The organism is Paenibacillus albicereus (assembly GCF_012676905.1).
Classification (GTDB): domain Bacteria; phylum Bacillota; class Bacilli; order Paenibacillales; family Paenibacillaceae; genus Paenibacillus_O; species Paenibacillus_O albicereus.
In genome coordinates this window covers 637138-655000 of record NZ_CP051428.1, presented here as the reverse complement: position 1 = coordinate 655000, position 17863 = coordinate 637138, and the positions used below count along the sequence as shown (strand labels likewise).

Annotated in this window: 14 protein-coding genes (1 of these 14 cut by a window edge); 6 read left to right on the top strand and 8 right to left on the bottom strand. The window is 64.5% G+C overall.

Going from position 1 to position 17863, the window contains the following annotated elements:
• The 3 genes from ligA to HGI30_RS02790 form a co-directional block, all read right to left on the bottom strand.
• Nucleotides 1-1424, bottom strand: the 5' portion of a protein-coding gene (gene ligA, locus HGI30_RS02800; RefSeq protein ID WP_407945005.1) for an NAD-dependent DNA ligase LigA. The gene continues 649 nt to the left of window position 1, outside the view; only the first 1424 of its 2073 coding nucleotides appear in the window; its start codon is at nt 1422-1424; its stop codon lies off the left edge, out of view.
• A gap of 184 nt (nt 1425-1608) precedes the next feature.
• Nucleotides 1609-3957, bottom strand: a complete 2349-nt coding sequence (pcrA, locus tag HGI30_RS02795; protein ID WP_168909686.1) for a DNA helicase PcrA — start codon at nt 3955-3957, stop codon at nt 1609-1611.
• A gap of 71 nt (nt 3958-4028) precedes the next feature.
• Nucleotides 4029-4733: a geranylgeranylglyceryl/heptaprenylglyceryl phosphate synthase gene (locus HGI30_RS02790; RefSeq protein ID WP_168906299.1), complete on the bottom strand. Its 705-nt coding sequence runs from the start codon at nt 4731-4733 to the stop codon at nt 4029-4031.
• Nucleotides 4734-4936: 203 nt separating this feature from the next.
• Here HGI30_RS02790 and HGI30_RS02785 point away from each other — a divergent pair, with 203 nt between their 5' ends.
• Entirely contained in the window at nt 4937-5578 is a 642-nt protein-coding gene (locus tag HGI30_RS02785; protein ID WP_168906298.1) for a hypothetical protein, read from the top strand.
• 103 nt (nt 5579-5681) lie between these two features.
• On the opposite strand, the gene HGI30_RS02780 is transcribed toward HGI30_RS02785, so the two are convergent.
• The 3 genes from HGI30_RS02780 to HGI30_RS02770 all read right to left on the bottom strand — a co-directional run bounded on the left by HGI30_RS02780 (nt 5682) and on the right by HGI30_RS02770 (nt 10684).
• Nucleotides 5682-6857: a stalk domain-containing protein gene (locus tag HGI30_RS02780; RefSeq protein WP_168906297.1), complete on the bottom strand. Its 1176-nt coding sequence runs from the start codon at nt 6855-6857 to the stop codon at nt 5682-5684.
• A gap of 92 nt (nt 6858-6949) precedes the next feature.
• Nucleotides 6950-7933, bottom strand: a complete 984-nt coding sequence (locus HGI30_RS02775) for a nucleoside hydrolase (RefSeq protein WP_235680298.1) — start codon at nt 7931-7933, stop codon at nt 6950-6952.
• Nucleotides 7934-8113: 180 nt separating this feature from the next.
• Nucleotides 8114-10684: a U32 family peptidase gene (locus HGI30_RS02770; protein ID WP_168906296.1), complete on the bottom strand. Its 2571-nt coding sequence runs from the start codon at nt 10682-10684 to the stop codon at nt 8114-8116.
• Nucleotides 10685-10937: 253 nt separating this feature from the next.
• Here HGI30_RS02770 and HGI30_RS02765 point away from each other — a divergent pair, with 253 nt between their 5' ends.
• The 3 genes from HGI30_RS02765 to HGI30_RS02755 all read left to right on the top strand — a co-directional run bounded on the left by HGI30_RS02765 (nt 10938) and on the right by HGI30_RS02755 (nt 13808).
• Complete coding sequence (locus tag HGI30_RS02765; protein ID WP_168906295.1) at nt 10938-11630, top strand: GntR family transcriptional regulator; 693 nt, start codon at nt 10938-10940, stop codon at nt 11628-11630.
• Between the two features lie 106 nt (nt 11631-11736).
• A complete protein-coding gene (gene uxuA, locus HGI30_RS02760; RefSeq protein ID WP_168906294.1) occupies nt 11737-12948 on the top strand; it encodes a mannonate dehydratase in 1212 nt (403 codons plus the stop codon).
• Entirely contained in the window at nt 12945-13808 is an 864-nt protein-coding gene (locus tag HGI30_RS02755) for an SDR family oxidoreductase (RefSeq protein WP_168906293.1), read from the top strand. The genes uxuA and HGI30_RS02755 overlap by 4 nt, the downstream gene beginning before the upstream one ends.
• A gap of 70 nt (nt 13809-13878) precedes the next feature.
• On the opposite strand, the gene serS is transcribed toward HGI30_RS02755, so the two are convergent.
• Nucleotides 13879-15168 (bottom strand): serine--tRNA ligase, encoded by a 1290-nt coding sequence (gene serS / locus HGI30_RS02750; RefSeq protein ID WP_168906292.1) that lies wholly within the window; start codon nt 15166-15168, stop codon nt 13879-13881.
• A gap of 583 nt (nt 15169-15751) precedes the next feature.
• Here serS and HGI30_RS02745 point away from each other — a divergent pair.
• Nucleotides 15752-16468, top strand: a complete 717-nt coding sequence (locus HGI30_RS02745; protein WP_168906291.1) for a hypothetical protein — start codon at nt 15752-15754, stop codon at nt 16466-16468.
• Nucleotides 16431-16964, top strand: coding sequence for an accessory gene regulator B family protein (locus tag HGI30_RS02740; protein WP_168906290.1), 534 nt, complete (start codon nt 16431-16433; stop codon nt 16962-16964). The genes HGI30_RS02745 and HGI30_RS02740 overlap by 38 nt, the downstream gene beginning before the upstream one ends.
• Before the next feature lie 118 nt (nt 16965-17082).
• Here HGI30_RS02740 and HGI30_RS02735 read toward each other — a convergent pair whose 3' ends face one another.
• Nucleotides 17083-17811, bottom strand: a complete 729-nt coding sequence (locus HGI30_RS02735) for a PIG-L family deacetylase (protein ID WP_168906289.1) — start codon at nt 17809-17811, stop codon at nt 17083-17085.
• Nucleotides 17812-17863: the final 52 nt, after the last annotated feature.

The following is a 17863-nucleotide window of genomic DNA, read 5'->3' as shown; positions in this document are numbered from 1 at the left end:
TCGGCCGTCATGACGCTGAACGTCTCGATGTCCATCGCGTCGCGCGAGGCGAAATGCGTGATACGCGCGATGATCTGCGGCTTGCAGCCGAGCCGGTTGTCGCAGAACAAATGCGCGCCGCGCTGGACGAGCGGAGTTCCGCAAGCCGGACAGGCTTCCGGATAGACGATCTCCTCGCCTTGCTCCTCTTCGTCCGCCTTGCCGAGGATCTCGGGGATGACGTCGTTGGAGCGGCGGATGAAGACGCGCGTGCCGAGCGCGTGCTTCAGCCCCTTGCGCTCGATGTCGCCGGTGTTGTTGAGCGTGCAGTTCTGCACCGTGACCCCGGCGAGCTCCACCGGCTCGACGCGCGCGAGCGGCGTCACCTTGCCGGTGCGGCCGACGTTCCAGGAAACGGACTCCAGCACGGTCGTGCTCTCTTCCGCCTCGAATTTGAACGCGACCGCCCATCGGGGGAACTTGTCGGTATAGCCGATCGCCGCGCGCGTGCGCATGTCGGTGACCTTGACGACCGCGCCGTCGATCAGGTAGTCGAACTCCGGCCGCCTGACGGCGATCTGATGCAGCTCCGTTATGACGTCCTCGATGCCGCTGAAGTAAGCGAGGTACGGATTGACCTTGAAGCGGTTGTCGCGGAGGAAGCCGATCATCTCCTCATGCGTGGAGAATTCCAGCTCGTCGGCGTAGCCGATATTATAGAAGAACGCGTCCAGCCGCCGCTCGGCCGTCACCTTGGGATTGAGGTTGCGAAGCGCTCCGGCCGCCCCGTTGCGGGCGTTCTTGAGCGGCTCGGCCGCCGTTTTGTTGTACGCCTCCAGCACGGACAAGAACATCAGCCCCTCGCCCTGGACTTCGAACAGCCCTTCCCGATAAGGAATCGTCAGCGGAATCGAGCGGATCGTCTTGACCTGCGCCATGATGCTCTCGCCGACCGTCCCGTTGCCGCGGGTCGCCGCCTGCACCAGCCGGCCGTTCTCGTAGGTCAGGTTGAGCGTCAGGCCGTCGAACTTGAGCTCGACGACGTAGGAAGGATCCGGCAGCGGCTCCTCGTCGGGATGCTTGGCGTTGTAGTCGCCGATCGCCCTCAGCAGCCGTTGGTTCCAGGCTCTGACCCCATCCTCGTCCTTGGCTTTGTCGAGGCTCCACAGGCGCGCGCGGTGGCGATGCGGATCGAAGCCCTTGAGCACGTCGCCTCCGACGCGCAGCGAGGGCGACTCCGGCAGCACGACGCCGCTCTCCTGCTCCAGCCGGATCAGCTCGTCGTAGAGCCGGTCGTACTCCGCGTCGCTGATGACCGGCTTGTCGAGCGTGTAGTAGTTGTAGTTATGTACGGCGAGCTCGCCGGCGAGCTCCCTCATGCGCTCGATGGCCTCAGGGGCTGCTCCTGCCTTGAGCTCCTCCTGCTGCTCCGTGCGGTTGTCCACTCGTCATCCCGTCCTTCGTCGAAAAATAAATCATGATATCGCTTGTTGAAGCAGGCTCCCTACCAGTCTGTACCAACCGCTGCGGATGCAACCGTGCCCGGGCGCTGAAGCGTTCAGAACCCGGGCACGGTTGCGATGCCGTCTATGGATGAGGTCAGGCCTAGCTGCATGAAAGAGGACAGGATCAGCCTTCGAGCTTTTCGACCGGCGCGAAGCTCGCAAGCAGCTTCTTGAGGCCGGTCGGCGCCGGGAAGGCGATTTGGATCTCCGTGTCGTTGCCGGCGCCCTTGACCGAGACGACGGTCCCGATGCCCCACTTTTTGTGGGAGACCTTGTCGCCGGCGACGAAGCTGCGTGCTGCGTCGCCGATGCCGGCCGCAGGAGCGCCCGGCGTGCTGACGCGCACGCTGCTGCCTCCTGCGGCGGCTCCGGCCGCGGGTGACCCGGTCGGGCGGCCGTAGCGCGCCGCGCCGGAGCCGTAGGCCGGCGAGGAGGCGCCTGCGGCGCCGCCGCGGTAGCCGAAGCCTCCGGCTCCGCCCGCAGCGCCGCCGTACCGCCCGCCACCGCCGATCGTGCGGCCGGGCGAGGCGAGCTCCTTGACCTCGTCCGGAATCTCCTTGAGGAATCGGGACGGAGGGTTGCTGCTCGTGCGGCCGAACAGCGTGCGGCTGCGGGCGCATGTCATGAACAGCCGCTGCTCGGCGCGCGTGATGCCGACGTAGGCGAGGCGCCTTTCCTCCTCGAGCTCCTCGTTGTCGGTGAAGGCCCGGCTATGAGGGAAGACGCCCTCCTCGCAGCCGATGACGAACACGACCGGGAACTCCAGTCCCTTGGCGCTGTGCATCGTCATGAGGATGACCGCGTCCGCCGGCGCGTCGTCCTTGTCGACCGTGTCGATGTCGGCGATGAGCGCGAGGTCGGTCAGGAACGAGACGAGCGACTTGTCGTCGTTGCGCTGCTCGAACTCCTGCGTGACGGACAGGAACTCCTCGATGTTCTCGATGCGGGCCTTGGACTCGAGCGTGTTCTCCCGATGCAGCTCCATCGTGTACTCCGACAGCTCCAGCACCTTCTCCGTAAGCTCGGTGACGGACAGGTAGTCTCGCATCGCCTCGAGATTGGAGATCATCGAGCGGAACGACTCCAGCAGCGAGCGGGTGCGGCCGTTGATCTCGACGCCGGTCAGGTCGCCGAGCACCTGGTAGATGGACGTCCCGCGCCGTCCGGCCTCCTCGGAAAGCTTGGCGACGGTCGTGTCGCCGATGCCGCGCTTGGGAACGTTGATGATGCGCTCGAGGCTGATGTCGTCGTTGGGGTTGGAGACGAGCCGCAGGTAGCCGAGCAGGTCCTTGATCTCCTTGCGGTCGTAGAACTTGATGCCGCCGACGATCTGGTACGGGATGTCCGACTTGATGAGGATCTCCTCGATGACGCGGGACTGGGCGTTCGTCCGGTAAAGGATCGCGTGGTCCGCGTAATTGCGGCCGCCGTTCCGGCCCGAGCGGATCTCGCCTGTCACGAAGTAGCCCTCGTCATGCTCGGACTCGGCTTGGTACAGCGTGATGCTGTCGCCGGCGCCGCGCTCGGTCCAGAGCCGCTTGTCCTTGCGGCCGCTGTTCTGGCCGATGACCGCGTTGGCCGCGTTCAGGATGTTGGAGGTGGAGCGGTAGTTCTGCTCCAGCAGGATCGTGCGCGCCTCCGGGTAGTCCTCTTCGAAATTGAGGATGTTGGTGATGTCCGCTCCGCGCCAGCGGTAGATCGACTGGTCGCTGTCGCCGACGACGCAGATGTTGTGGTGCTTGTCGGCCAGCATGCGGCAGAGCATGTACTGGGCGCGGTTCGTATCCTGATACTCGTCCACGTGCAGGTAGCGGAACTTGTTTTGGTAGAAGTCGAGCACCTCGGGCACGTCCTTGAACAGCTGGATCGTGCTCATGATGAGGTCGTCGAAGTCGAGCGAGTTGTTGCTGCGCAGCCGCTTCTGGTACATCTTGTAGACGTCGGAGACGACTTTGTTGAAATAGTCCGCGCCCGCCTGCTGCTCGAAGCGCGCCGGGTCGATCAGCTCGTTCTTGGCGCTGCTGATGACGGACTGCACGGCCTTGGGCTCGAACTTCTTGGTGTCGAGGTTGAGGTCCTTCATGCAGCCTCGGATGACCGACAGCTGGTCGCCGGAGTCGAGGATGGAGAAGTTGGACGTGAAGCCGATCCGGTCGATGTCCTTGCGCAGGATGCGCACGCACATGGAGTGGAAGGTCGACACCCAGATATCGCTGCCGGAAGGGCCGACGAGCTTGGACACGCGGTCGCGCATCTCGCGGGCGGCCTTGTTGGTGAACGTGATCGCCAGGATGCTCCACGGCGCCACGCGCCGCTTCTCGATCAGCCAGGCGATCCGGTGCGTCAGCACGCGCGTCTTGCCCGAGCCGGCTCCGGCCATAATCAGGAGCGGCCCGTCGGTCGCCTGCACGGCCTCGCGCTGGGGCGGGTTGAGCTTGGCCACCGCTTCTTCGATGCCTATCGGATTCATCATCATAGGTAAATTGATCTCCTTGTTCGCCTTGTGTTCGCTTCTTTCAGTCTAGGGCAACGAAGCCGGCCGTGTCAATCGGCTGGCACGGTTTCCCTCACGGCCGCCACCGTCGCCAAAGCCGCTGCCGGATCGACATACAGCACGTTGCCGACCACGACGGTCGTCGCGATCCGCGCGGCCTCCGCCGCGCGCTCCGGACCGTCGATGCCGCCGCCGTAGACGAGCCGGGCGCCGGACAGCGCCCGCTTGACCCGCCGCAGCAGCGCCATGTCGCCGAAGCGGCCGCTGTACTCCACGTAAAGCAGCGGCAGCCGCAGCAGCCGGTCGGCGAGCCTCGCGTAGGCGGCCGCCTGCAGCTCGGTCAGGGAAGCCTCCGCCCCGCTCACCTTGGCCGCCTCGCAATCCGGATTAAGGATCAGGTAGCCTTCGGCCCATGTCTTGTCCCACGGAACGAGGCCGCCCCACTCCTCCAGCGCGCGCGCCTGACGGCCGGTGATCCAGCCTCCGTCCGGCGTGTTCAGCACGATCGGGACCAGATAGGCGTCGAAGCCCGGCATCGCCAGCTCCGGACGCGTCACCTCCAGCGCCACCGGCATCGGGGCGGAAGCCAGCTGCTCCAGCAGCGCCGCCGTGTTGTCATAGGTCAGGCCGCTCGATCCCCCGACCAGGATCGCGTCCGTGCCGGAGCCGAGCACGGCGTCCAGCTCCCGGCGCCCGAGCTCCCGGTCCGGATCGAGCTTGAACACATGCCGCCAGCCCTCCATCGGTTCCGTCATCGTCGCCTTCTCTCCCGTCTGTCTCGATGTCTGTTTTTCCAGTCTAGTCAAGGCCTCGGACGGTGTCAACGAAAGGGTCCGCCTTCGCCGGGGAAGGGCTTCATGCGGAAGCGAGGCTTGTTTCAAAGGAGGCGTCTCGTTGGTAAGGGTGGATACGACAATCACACGAACCGGCCGCTCTGGCCGACAGGGAGGAAATGACCATGCATGAACCGAACGCAAGAGGCGTAGAGACGGAATCCGGTGCGATTCTGGACGAGCAGCGGGCACGGCAGGAAATCAGCCGCGAAGAAACTCGGAACGTGACGACGGACGGCACGCCTCATACCGGCCATGAGCCGCAAGGCGTCGTGGAAGCAGAAGGCGCGGTCCACCCTCCGGCGGTCAAGGGCGGCGACGGTCCGGTCCATCAGGACGCTCCTGCCGACGAGGAAGAAGACCCGGACAGACGACGCGTGCCGAGCGCGGAGGAGCTGGCTCCGGACGAGACGAAGCGCCCGTATTTCATCTCCATCACGTCCAAGACGATCGAGCATGAGCGCTCCAACACCGATCAGCTGGAAATCCTCGCTACGCCGGAGGAGCTGGAGAAGCTGGAGATCCTGCTTAACGAGATGGAGGCGAACGACGGCGCGAGCCATCTGGTGGCGATGATTCCTTACAAGTCCAACGACCGCAGCCCGACGCAAAAGCGCTTCCAGAATTCGGTCAACGACCTCTACCTGACGATCCACAAGCTCGGCACGCCCGAGACGCGGGCGTTCATCGAGGATACGAACCTGTTCCGCGAGCTGAACAACACCGACTTCGATCTGCCCGGCTACGACAAGGAGCCGAAAATTTAAGCCGGACATGCAAAAAGCTTCCGCATCCGTTCTTCGCGAACGGATGCGGAAGCTTTTTTGATGCGCAGGAGGAGGCGGGAGCCGGCTTCCCTCGCTTCTAGACTTAGGAATAAATCTGGCTCACCTTGCCGTTCGTAAAGACGACATATTGAAGCCAGCTGCTGGTGTAGGAGCCGTATCTCCACGTCTCCACGGAGATGCTGCCGACGACCGAATAGCTCGTATCGGACGGCTTGCCCCAGCTCATCCGCACCTGGTCCTTCGTCATGCCGACGCTGATCTTCTCGTTTGCGATCTTGTCCCAGACGGCATTGGACCATTTGTACGTCTTGCGGGGATCGGCCGTCAGGAACTGGTCGCTGCTGGCCAGGTTGGAGCGAATCGCTTCGGCATTCGTGAAGGCGGTATGCAGGAGCTCGCCGGTGGAGGCGAGCTTGAACACGACCGTGAAGCCGCCGTCGTCATCCGGCTCGATGTCATGGATCGTCACCTTTTTGAACCGGTACTTGCTGTCGAAGTTGTTGACCCAGTAGCTTTTTCCGATCAGCTTGGTCAGGCTGCCGAGCTTCTCGTTCTTGAGGATCTCCTGCGTCCGCTCCGTGGCGATCTGCAGCTCGGCCTTGCCCTGCCAGACCGTCATGAACTGGTAGTCGGCGTTCCATTCGAGAGTCGCCCCGATCGCCGTGCGCAGCAGGGAAGCCGGGAATACGGCCGAGCCGCCGGCGGTCTGCACGGGTCCGGCCATCACGGTCTTCACGCCGTTCACGACCGCGGCCGCGCTGCCCTTCTGCAGCTGGATGGAATCGTTGCCGAGCTTGACCTGGAACGTCTTGGAGGCCTCGAGGTAGGTCACCTGCGCCCCGAGCTCCGCGAAGAACGCCTGGATCGGCAAGTACATGACGCCCTTGAGCTGGACGCCCCCGCCGATGTAATAATCCGCCGAGATCGACACCCGCAGCGTCAGCTTCTCCTCGCCCCAGCTCGCGGTCACGTCCGTCTCCCCGACCGCCAGCGCCTTCATCGTGCCGTCAGGAAGCTTCTGAAGCAGATATGGCTTCTCGATGACGACGTCCGCTTCGGCCAGCGGCACCTTCCGGATCTGGCCGTAGCCGTCCGGAGCCTGGACCTGCACCGGCGTCTTCTCGCCGACGACCAGCTCGGTCTTTTCGATTGTAAAGCGCAGCGCGCCGCCCGCTTGCTCGGCCTTCGCTTGACCCGGCACCGCAAGCGCCAGCAGCAAGGCCACGGCGGCGGCAGCCAGCCATGTCAGTCGTTTCATTTGATCCATCCCCCTATGATTCTATCGACACATAGGAAGATAATACCATGCGACACGATCTGTAACCATACGGTAGAACTAGGTCTAAAGAACTAAAATACAGAGAACAGCTCCTCGACGACGGCAGGCGCGTCCACTTCGAGCGCGAACGCGACCGGATGCCCGACGCTCGGCTTGACCCGCCGATCGGTGACGATCATGCCGGCGGTCAGCGGATCGCCGCAAGCGATCGAGGCGAGCAGCGTGCGGCTCGTCACGAGCTCGGGACGGACCGCCGCGATGACGGCGAGCGGGTCATGCAGCGGACAGCTGTCCTGGAAATCGTTGACGCGGCCGTAGAAGTCGAAGTAGATGCCGAAGCAGTCCTGCAGGAAGCGGGCGACCGGAAAGCCCTCCTCGCCCCCTTGCCGCTCCAGCCGGTCCAGGTCGGCGCGGGTGAGCAGCGTCTGCAGCGTCACGTCGAGGCCGACGACGGTCAGCGGCAGGCCCGCCGCGAACAGCACCTGCGCCGCCTCGGGATCGCCCCAGAAGTTCGCCTCGGCGGCCGGCGTGATGTTGCCCGGCACGAGCACGGCTCCGCCCATGACGACGACGCTCTTGAACTTGGAGGCGATGCCGGGGTCCTTTTGCAGTGCGAGCGCGAGGTTGGTCATGCGGCCGGTCAGCACGAGCGTCAGCTCGCCCGGGCGCTCGTTGGCGACGCGCGCGTAATAGTCCGCGGCATGCTCCGCCTCCGCTTGCTGCGAGGAAGGCGGCAGCACGGCTCCGCCGATGCCGTTCTCGCCGTGCACGTCGCTCTTGGCGCCGGGGAACTCGCGCGCGATCGCCTTGTCCGCGCCGGCGTAGACCGGCACGACTCCCTCCGCGCCGGCAAGCTTCAGCAGCCGCAGCGTGTTGTCGGTCGCCTGCTCCACGCCGATGTTGCCGAAGCAGGTGCCGATCGCCTCCAGCTGGATGAGCGGCGACTTGACCGCATAGAGGATCGCCAGCGCGTCGTCGATGCCGGTATCGGCGTCGATAATCATCGGCAGCGGGCGGGGGTTGGCCGTATCGGTAGTAGGGTGGGAAAGGTTCATGGTAGCAGCTCCTGTTCTCGGCTAAGGTGGGAATGGTCGGTCTTGTCGGTCATGCGTCGGTGTTGGCGGCGGCTGGCGGACGGCCCGCAAGCGCAAAAAAAGCTCCCCGGCCTCCCATGGAGGAACCGGGGAACGAAGCCGTCCCTCCGCTGTCTGCAGGCGGTCGGGAGACGGCTGGAATTACTTCGCCAGCTGGCCGCGCGTCACGCCGAGCTGGTTGGTCGCCTTGAGGCTGCGCCATACCTGCGTGCCGCTGATGCGGCCGTCGATGGCGTCGCGGTACAGTCGCAGCACCTCGCCGACCTTTTCGGCCGGCTCCTCCAGGAATTCGACGCGGTACGAGCGCACGCCGAGCTCGAGGAAGTTGCGCACATACTCCGCGCCGGACTGCTCGATGGCGTTGTACACGGTGTTGCGGCAGCCCTCGTCCACGCGCACCGGATGGCTCATGCCGATCCGGTCCTGCAGGCTGATGCTGTGCTCCTCGCACGGACGGCCGCAGTTGGTGAAGTCGGTGCCTTCGCTGATGAACGTGCAGTAGACGCAGTGCTCGGTATGGAACATCGGCAGATGCTGATGGATGACGATCTCCAGCGCCTCGGGCTCCGCCGTGCGGCCGAGCAGGTCGACCATCTGCTGGATGTTGAGGTCATACGAAGGCGTCAGGACGTCGCAGCCCGCCTCGCGGAACAGCTCGACCGCCTTGTGGTTGGCGATGTTCAGCGAGAAGTCGCCGATCAGCCGCGGGAACGGCTCGCCCGGACGCTCCATCCGCGCCTTCAGATAATAATAGAGCGCGCCGGTGTTGCGCACGAGCACCGCGTCCGGCTTCAGCTTTAGGATGTTGGCGTGGTAGCCGTTCTCGCCCGGCATGTGGATGCGCGGCGTCGCCAGCGCGATCGGCTTGCCCGCCGCGCGGGCCGCCTCGATCGCCGCCGGGAACTGCTTGATGAACTCGAAGTCGGCATAGATCATCTCGACGTCGGTCTCGCAGGCGGCGCGCACCTGCTCGAGCGTGCGGCAGAGCGCCGTCAGGCGCGCCTCGCCCGGAACGGCCTGAGCTGCGGCCGCCGCCTGCTCCGGCGCCCGGGACCCGGCCAGCGGGTCGGCTTCGCGCTTGACGTAGACGGGCGGCTTGGGCCGCTCGCCGTCGAGCTGCTCGACCGCCTCGCGGCGCAGCCGGTTCAGCTCGCGCACCGGCACGATCAGCTCGCCCTCCAGCTCCACCTCCAGCCGGTCGAGCTGGAACAGCGTGCCGCCGAGACGGCCGAGCTGATCCTCCAGCAGCTGGCGGTCCATCGGCCGCTTGAGCGCCTTCTCGAGCGGCAGCTCGCTGTCGACCTGCACGGTCGTGCCCTTTTGCACGTCGGTCCACCACGTCCGCAGCGGCTCGCCCTCGCGGCCCTCGACGCGCAGCGCGAGCGGGAAGACGCGGTATGGCTTGTCCGTCTCGAACGTCGCGCGCAGGCGCCGATCCAGCGCCGGATCGCTCGTCTTCCAGATGCGGTCGCCGGCCTTCACGCGCTGCAGGTCGACGTCATGCCGGCCCGGCACGATGTCGATGACGACGCCTTCGGCGGCCTCGCCCTCGATCTTGACGCCCTGGCGGCGGATGTCATAGACGCGGCCGCCCTCTTCCTTCTGCGTCGGATCGCCGGCGTCGAACACGATGCCGTCTCCGCGCTTGAGCGGCGCCTCGATGCGGCAGACGACGCCGTCGCGCAGCACGCGCTCCACGCGGCCGAGGTAGACGCCGCGGCTTTTGGGGAAGGAGCCGTCGACGAGCTTCTTGTTGTTGGTGCCGTCCAGGAACCCGTGCGTGAAGCCGCGCGAGAAGCTCTGCTCCAGCTCGCGGATCTCCTCCCGCGTCGGGCCGCTGCGGTCGCCGTCGAAGTAGGCGTCGATCGCCTTGCGGTACTTGGAGACGACGTTGGCGACGTACTCCGGCGTCTTGAGGCGGCCTTCGATCTTGAAGGAGGTGACGCCCGCCTCGATCAGCTCCGGCACGAGGTCGATCGCCGCGAGGTCCTTGGGCGAGAGCAGGTAGGCGATGTCGCCCATCGGCTTCTGCTCGCCGTCGACCATCAGGTCGTACGGCAGACGGCACGCCTGCGCGCATTCGCCGCGGTTGGCGGAGCGCCCGCCCCACATTTCCGACGTGAGGCACTGCCCGGAGTAGCTGACGCATAGCGCGCCATGCACGAACACCTCCATCGGCAGCTTGGCCTGCTCGCCGATCTTGCGGATCTGCTTCAGGTTGTTCTCCCGTCCGAGCACGACGCGCTCGAGGTCGAACGGCTTGGTGAACTCGACCGCCTCGGGCGAGGTGATCGTCATCTGGGTGGAGCCGTGGATCGGAAAGTCGGGCGAAATCTCGCGAATCAGCTTCACGAGGCCGAGATCCTGCACGATGACGGCGTCCACGCCCGCGTCGATGCAGGCGTCGATAAGCGCCTTGGCGTCCCGCAGCTCGTCCTCGAACACGAGGATGTTGAACGTCAGGAAGCCCTTGACGCCGTAGCGGTGCAGGAAGCCCATGATCTCCGGCAGCTCGTCCATGCGGAAGTTGTTGGCCCGCGCCCGCGCGTTGAACTTCTCGACGCCGAAAAAGATCGCGTCCGCGCCGTTGGCGACGGCGGCCCGCATGCAGTCCCAATCGCCCGCAGGAGCGAGCAGCTCGATGTCTTGCCGTCGTACGCCCCGAAGGGACGATGCGGACGACTCCGCTTGTACTTGTATAGGTAAGGTCATGCCTCTGATAAGCCTCCATATCTTGTGCTTGCTTCTACTATAATAGCGCTTGGTTCCAGCATGGCCGCCGGGTGCGGCCCGCATACTGCTAGTGTAGCAGAGTGGCGCCGGTTGACCAACCCTTCGCGAGGATTCGCCGGCTGGCAACTTCAGGCCTTGGGAGCGATGCTTCTCAACTACCATACAAGTATGGTAGAATGGCGGCGAGCGCGACGGCTCCATCATGGAGCATACGATCAAGGAGGTGACGGCCATGAACGGAGCAACGCCATCCACCGGCCCCGCTTCCGCCCGCGAGGCGGCGTACCGCCGGCTGCGCGCGGAAATCCTGTCGCTGGAGCTGCCTCCCGGGACGGCCATCAGCGAAAAGGACGTGTCGGCGCGATTCGGCGTCAGCCGCACGCCGGTGCGCGAATGCTTCGTCCGGCTGGCGCAGGAAGGGCTGCTCGACATCTACCCGCAGCGCGGCACGTACGTCAGCCGCATCGACGTCCATCTCGTCGAGGAAGCCCGCTTCATGCGCGAGCAGCTGGAGGCGGCGGTCGTGCGGCTGGCGGCGGCGGACGGGCTCGATCCGGTCAGCCTGGCCGAGCTCGAGGCCAACCTGCTGCTGCAGCAGAGCTGCCTCGACGACGGGCAGGACGGCAGCCGCATGTACCGGCTCGACGAGGAGTTCCACGCCCGGCTGTTCGCCGCCTGCGGCAAGAGCCATACGTGGTCCGTCATCGGCTCGGCCGGCGTGCATCTGAACCGCAGCCGCCGGCTGCGGCTGGCGGCCGATCCGGACTGGCGGCATCTGCTGGAGCAGCACCGCGCCATCCTGCAGGCGATCCGCCGGCGGGAGCCGGAACGAGCGGAGCGGGTCATGCGGGAGCATCTGCAGCTCGTCCGGCTCGACCGGGCGCGGCTCGCGGAGCTGTACCCGGATTATTTCCGCATCGATTGACTCGCCGCATCCGGCTCTGTCGCCGGACGGCCGCCATCGCTGACCGCAAGAAGCATCCGGCAGGAGCCGATCCTGCCGATTCCACGGGAGAGGGGCGACGAATGCTGTGAGAATGGTATTCCGCTGGTTCGGAGCAGGCAACGATACGGTGTCGCTGGAGCAGATCCGGCAGATCCCCGGCGTCGAAGGCATCGTCTGGGCGCTGCACGACGTGCCGGCCGGAGACGAGTGGCCGATGGACAAGATTCTGAAGGTGAAGCGCGCCGCCGACGCGGCGGGGCTGCACGTCAAGGTGGTCGAAAGCGTCAACATTCACGAGGACATCAAGCTCGGCCTGCCGTCGCGCGACCGCTGGATCGAGAACTACAAGCGCACGATCGAGAAGCTCGCGCAAGTCGGCGTCGAGGTCATCTGCTACAACTTCATGCCGGTGTTCGACTGGCTGCGCACCGACCTCGGCCGGCCCATGGACGACGGCTCGACGGCGCTGTTCTACGAGGCCGCGCGCGTGCGGGACATCAGTCCCGCCGATCTGGCGCGCGAGATCGAGTCCGACTCGACGCTGACGATGCCCGGCTGGGAGCCGGAGCGGCTGAAAGCGCTGTCCTCGCTGTTCGAAGCCTATCGCGGCGTGACGGAGGACGATCTGTTCGACCACGCGAAGTACTTCCTGGACGAAATCATCCCGGTCGCGGAGCAGCACGGCATCCGCATGGCGATCCACCCGGACGATCCGCCGTGGCCGATCTTCGGCCTGCCCCGGATCATCACGTCGCAGGACAACCTGCGCCGCTTCCTGGCGCTGCATGACAGCCCGGCGAACGGCGTGACGCTGTGCAGCGGCTCGTTCGGCGCCAACCCGGCGAACGACATCCCGGCGATGGTGCGCGAGTTCGCGGACCGCATCCCGTTCTGCCATATCCGCAACGTGCGGGTGTACGACAACGGCGACTTCATCGAGACGTCGCATCGGACGCAGGACGGAACGGTCGACATCGCCGGCATCGTGCAGGCGTACCATGACGTCGGCTTCACAGGCTATGCCCGTCCGGACCACGGCCGCCATCTGTGGGCGGAGCAGGTCCGCCCGGGCTACGGGCTGTACGACCGCGCGATGGGCATCATGTACCTGTGGGGGCTATGGGACGCGCTGGAGCGCCAGCGGGGACCGCTCGCCCGCGGCTTGGCCGGAGCGGCGGGCCATCCCGAGCCGCCTCGGAGGCCGGAGCGCCGCGAACCGACGGCAGCTGCGGCCGCGAGCGAGGCGGCGGCAGCAGGCGATGCGCCGCAAGCCGGCCGAAAGGAGGCGCGTTCATGAGCGCAGGCATCCGCGAGCAGTTGCTGCGGCCGTCCCTGAGCGGCAAGGTCGCCGTCGTCACCGGCGGCTCCGGCGTGCTGTGCCGGGCGATGGCGCTGGAGCTCGGCCGCCAGGGCACGGCCGTCGCCGTGCTCGGGCGCACGCTGGAGCGCTGCGAGGACGTCGCCCGCGAGATCCGCGAGGCCGGCGGCCAAGCGCTCGCCGTCCGCTGCGACGTGACCGACCGTGCGAGCGTGGAGGCGGCAGCCGACCGGATCGAAAGGGAGCTCGGCCGGCCCGACATTCTCGTCAACGGCGCCGGCGGCAATCATCCGAGCGCGATTACCGGCACGGAGACGTTCCAGCCGGGCGATCTCGAGCGGGATGGCTTCCAGAGCTTCTTTTCGCTGGAGCCGTCGGGGTTCCGCCATGTGCTCGACCTCAACTTCATGGGCTCGCTGCTGCCGACGCAGGTATTCGCCCGCGGCATGCTTCAGAGGGGCGGAAGCATCCTCAATGTCAGCTCCATGAGCGCCCCCTCCCCGATGACCAAGGTTCCCGCGTACAGCGCGGCCAAGGCGGCCATCGAGAACTTCACGAAGTGGCTGGCCGTGCATTTCGCCGAGACCGGCATCCGCGTCAATGCGATCGCGCCCGGCTTTTTCGAGACGGCGCAAAATGCCCGGCTGCTGCGCGCCGAGGACGGCTCGCTCACCGAGCGGTCGCAAAAGATCCTCTCCCACACGCCGATGCGCCGCTTCGGCAAGCCCGACGATCTGCTCGGGACGCTGCTCTGGCTGCTCGACGACGATGCCGCGGCGTTCGTCACCGGCATTACGGTGCCGGTGGACGGCGGATTTTCCGCCTACTCCGGGGTTTAACGTGCGCGGATGAAAAAAAAGCCCGTTTCGGATGGAGGTCCGAAACGGGCTTTTGTGGGTCGTGCCTCTCTTAGCGCGGGGCCGGGGGCTCCAGCCTCGCGCGGCCGCCCATATAGGGACGCAGCGCCGCCGGGATGGCGATCGAGCCGTCCTCCTGCTGGTGGTTCTCCAGCAGCGGGATGAGGATGCGGGGCGACGCGACGGCGGTGTTGTTCAGCGTATAGGCATGCTTGAGGCTGCCGTCCTCTGTCCGGTAGCGGATGCCGGCGCGCCGCGCCTGGTAGTCGAGCAGCAGCGACGACGAATGGGTCTCGCCGTAGGCTCCCCGTCCGGGCATCCAGGTCTCGATGTCGTATTGCTTATACGTCTTGGCCGACATGTCTCCGGCGCAGACGGCCATGATGCGATACGGCAGCTCCAGCGCGTCGAGCAGCGAGGCGGCGTGGCCGGTTATTTCCTGCAGCAGCGCCTCCGCCTCGGCCAGGTCCGCCCGGCAGATGACGACCTGCTCGACCTTGGCGAACTGATGGACGCGGTACAGCCCGCGCGTGTCGCGTCCGGCCGAGCCGGCCTCGCTGCGGAAGCAGGCGGATGCGGCCGCGAGCCGGATCGGCCGCTCCAGCTCCAGCACTTCTCCCGCATGATAGGCGACGAGCGGCACCTCCGACGTGCCCGCCAGCCGCAGGTCTTCTCCCTCGAGCGCATACACCTGATCCTCGCCCGCCGGGAAGAATCCGGTCTGCACGAACGCTCCGCTCCGCAGCATGACCGGCACCTCCAGCAGCTCGAAGCCGGCCTCGAGCAGACGGTCGACGGCCAGCTGCTGCACCGCCCGGTGCAGCAGCGCTCCCATGCCGGTCAGGTAGCAGCTTCTCGTACCGGCGGTCTTCGCCCCGCGTGCGAAATCGGCCAGGCCGTGCCGCTCGGCCAGCTCCACGTGATCCAGCGGCTGGAAGCCGAATTCCGGCGGTGCTCCCCGGCGCTCCAGCTCGACGTTGTCCGCCTCCGAGGCGCCAAGCGGCGTATCGGGCGAGACGACGTTCGGCACCTCCAGCAGCCGCTGTCGAAGCGCCGCCTCCGCCTCGGCCAGCAGCGGCTCCAGCGCGGCAAGCTCCGCTCCTTCCCGACGCGCGGCCTCCCGCAGCGCTTCCGCTTCCTCCGCTCGGCCTTCCCTCATGCAGCGGGCTACGCCCTCCGACCGCAAGTTCCGGGCACGCCTGCGCTCCTCGACCTGGGCGACGAGCGCTCGCCGCCTCCGGTCCGCCTCCAGCAGCTCCTCGACCCGGAACGCCATGCGCTTGCGGCGCGCCGTCTCGCGAACTTCCTCTTCATGCTCTCTGATCCAAGCCAGATCCAGCATCGTCTCTCGCTTCCTTTCCGCTTGCCGTAGTGGTGAAAACACAAAAAGCGCCCTGTCCGCATGGGACGAGGAGCGCTTTTACGACTCGCGGTGCCACCCAATTTGACGGAATGCGGCGCATTCCATCCCCTTTGGTTCCGCGGTAACGGGCGGTGCCGGCAAGCTTAGGAAAGCTGTCGCTCTCTTGACGAGTGCGCCTCCGGGTTGGAATCCCTTCATCGGCATGATGGCGAATGGAGTTTGAACCACTATAGCATAGGGGATTGCGGCCTACAAGGCCCGTCATCGCCCTCCGGATTCTTTTGGAAGGAATTATAAACGCTTGCTTTGTTCATGTGCCGCGTTAAATCCGTTACTTCATGATACATTAAACGAAAATAAACTTTACAACAAAAGTAATTAAGAAGGATCTGCTGCACGGGAGGCATGATCTTCTTTTTGAACCCATGAAATACAAGGGTTTTTGTGTAAATCTATTCGAAACAATTCAATAGTCATCCCGGTATTCCCTTGTTATACTAAAACCACTCTCGGCCGGATTCGTCCGCCTATTCTCTACCGGAAGCGCAGGTGCCGTACGTTTATGTTGGATCATGTTCTGTATCTTCTGTTCGGCTTTATGGATGTCTTCGCCCTCTTGGTTGTCGCGCTGGCCCTGTTCCGAATTCCAATTTTAAAAAAGGTTCCGGTCATAGCCTTCATTTCCACGCTCGCATCACTGCTTTCTTATTTAAATCGGATGGTAATGAACTGGTCCGTCTTCGATTTATTATCGCAATTCGTTCTTTCCGTGCTTTTCTTTGTCATTCTCTTCAAGTTCAGGCTGTTCTGGTCCATGATTGTCGTATCATCCGGCATGATTGTCTTTCTTCCGCTACAGTTTACCATCTACGTTTTGCTCACCCGATTCGACTTCTTGCCCGCAGCGATTTCGGGGGCCAATACGGGATTTGTCTTCGTTCTTCAGCTTTTAACCGATGCGACCTGTTTGCTGATCGCTTGGATCATCCGTCTGAGCAAGGGAGGCTACCGCTTCATGCCGCAGACTCCCCATGATTTCAAGGAGAAGATTCCTTATTTTTCTCCTCAGTACGAAAAATTGACGCTTGCTCTAGCTGCGAATCTGATCAATCTTCTCTTCTCGCTCTTCTTGACTTTAAACGGATGGATTTATTTCTCCTACGCCATTTCTATGGTTGTCCTTATTACCATGCTGATTCTATTCCGCCAAACGGACAATAAGAGCTCCACAAGGGGAAGCCATGTTGCTGGAAAAATGGTCGATCTCGATCGCCGCTAAATTATTGAGGTATTCTCCGGAAGGCCGGATTAAAATCGAGGTCATCGCCTATGCTATCGGCGTTTATTTGAATATTGCAGCCACGGCTGCTCTAGCGTTGGCATTCGGTCTCCTATCCGGAAAATTGGGGCTGACGCTGAAGGCCATGCTGTTGTTCAATTTGACTCGCTTTTTTTCCGGCGGCTTCCACTTCCAATCGCTAGGAGTGTGTGCAATCCTATCGGCAGCGCTCTACGCCGCTCTTCCCCACCTCAAGCTCTCCGGGTTTGGAACAACGGCGCTCACGCTGTTAGCGCTCGCCATTTTCGTGCTTAAAGCTCCGGCATTCGACCACAAAACGACCCGTCTGCCCCATCGCCTGCTCCCTTGGTACAAAGCCGTTTCCTTGCTTCTTGTATGTTCAAACCTCTTTATCCATTCCGAGCTGTTCGCCGTTATTCTTGCCGCGCAAGCCTTTACTCTTCTTCCTGTGCGAAAGGGAGGTGTGGACAGATGAACAAACGAACCGCACTGGCTTGGATCATTTCTTTTCTAAGCTCAAGCGCTCTTCTCTTTTCGCTCATGGAAAAATTAAACGTCGGCGCCCAGCCGCTGCCTCCCGAGCTGCAAAGGGATCAGCCCTCCTCCGTATCGGACACCGATCCAGGCTCTTCCGCTCCAGGCCAGGCCTTGCCATCCTCCCAAGCCAAGTAGAAGCGCTCGAACCGCCAGGCCTCCGGAGCTTCCGACAGGTCGCCGAAATAGGTCGCAATCGTGTCGATCTGCGAGCGATGCGCCGCCAGCGCTGCCGCCTTGGCCGGCCAGACGGCCGCCGTATCGAGCGCCAGCGCCTCCTTCCTCCCCTCCCGTGCCAGCGTCTCGGACCCGATGTAGACGAGGCGCTCCAGCCCCGCCACGCGCCGCTCCTGGACGAGCCGCGTTCCGATCCGCGAGATCGCCCTATGGTCCGGATGCCCGTTGCCTCCGTCCGGCGGAAAGGTGACAAGCGTCGCCGGCCGTCGCATCGCCAGCCATAGCGCCGCCCGCTCGACCGCCTCCTCTTCGTCCGCTTCGCCCAGCTTGCCGTCCGGGTAGCCTAGATGCCCGACTTCGCGGATGCCGAGGATGGCCGCCGCGTCCTCCAGCTCCTGCTCTCGAATCTCGCCCAGCCTCCGGCCGAGGGAAGCCGCCAGCTCGCTCCCTCTTCCGCCGGCGTCGCCCCTTGTCGCCGTCAGCAGGACGGCAGGCTCACCCAGCTCGGCCAGCCGTCGGCATAACGCCGCGGCCAGGAATGACTCGTCATCCGGATGCGCCAGCAGCAGCGCGACCGGGGTCTTGATTCCCTCCATCTCGATTCCCTCCATCTCGAATCCCTCCGTGTTCTTTGTCCACTTCTTATGCGATTTTGCCGGAACC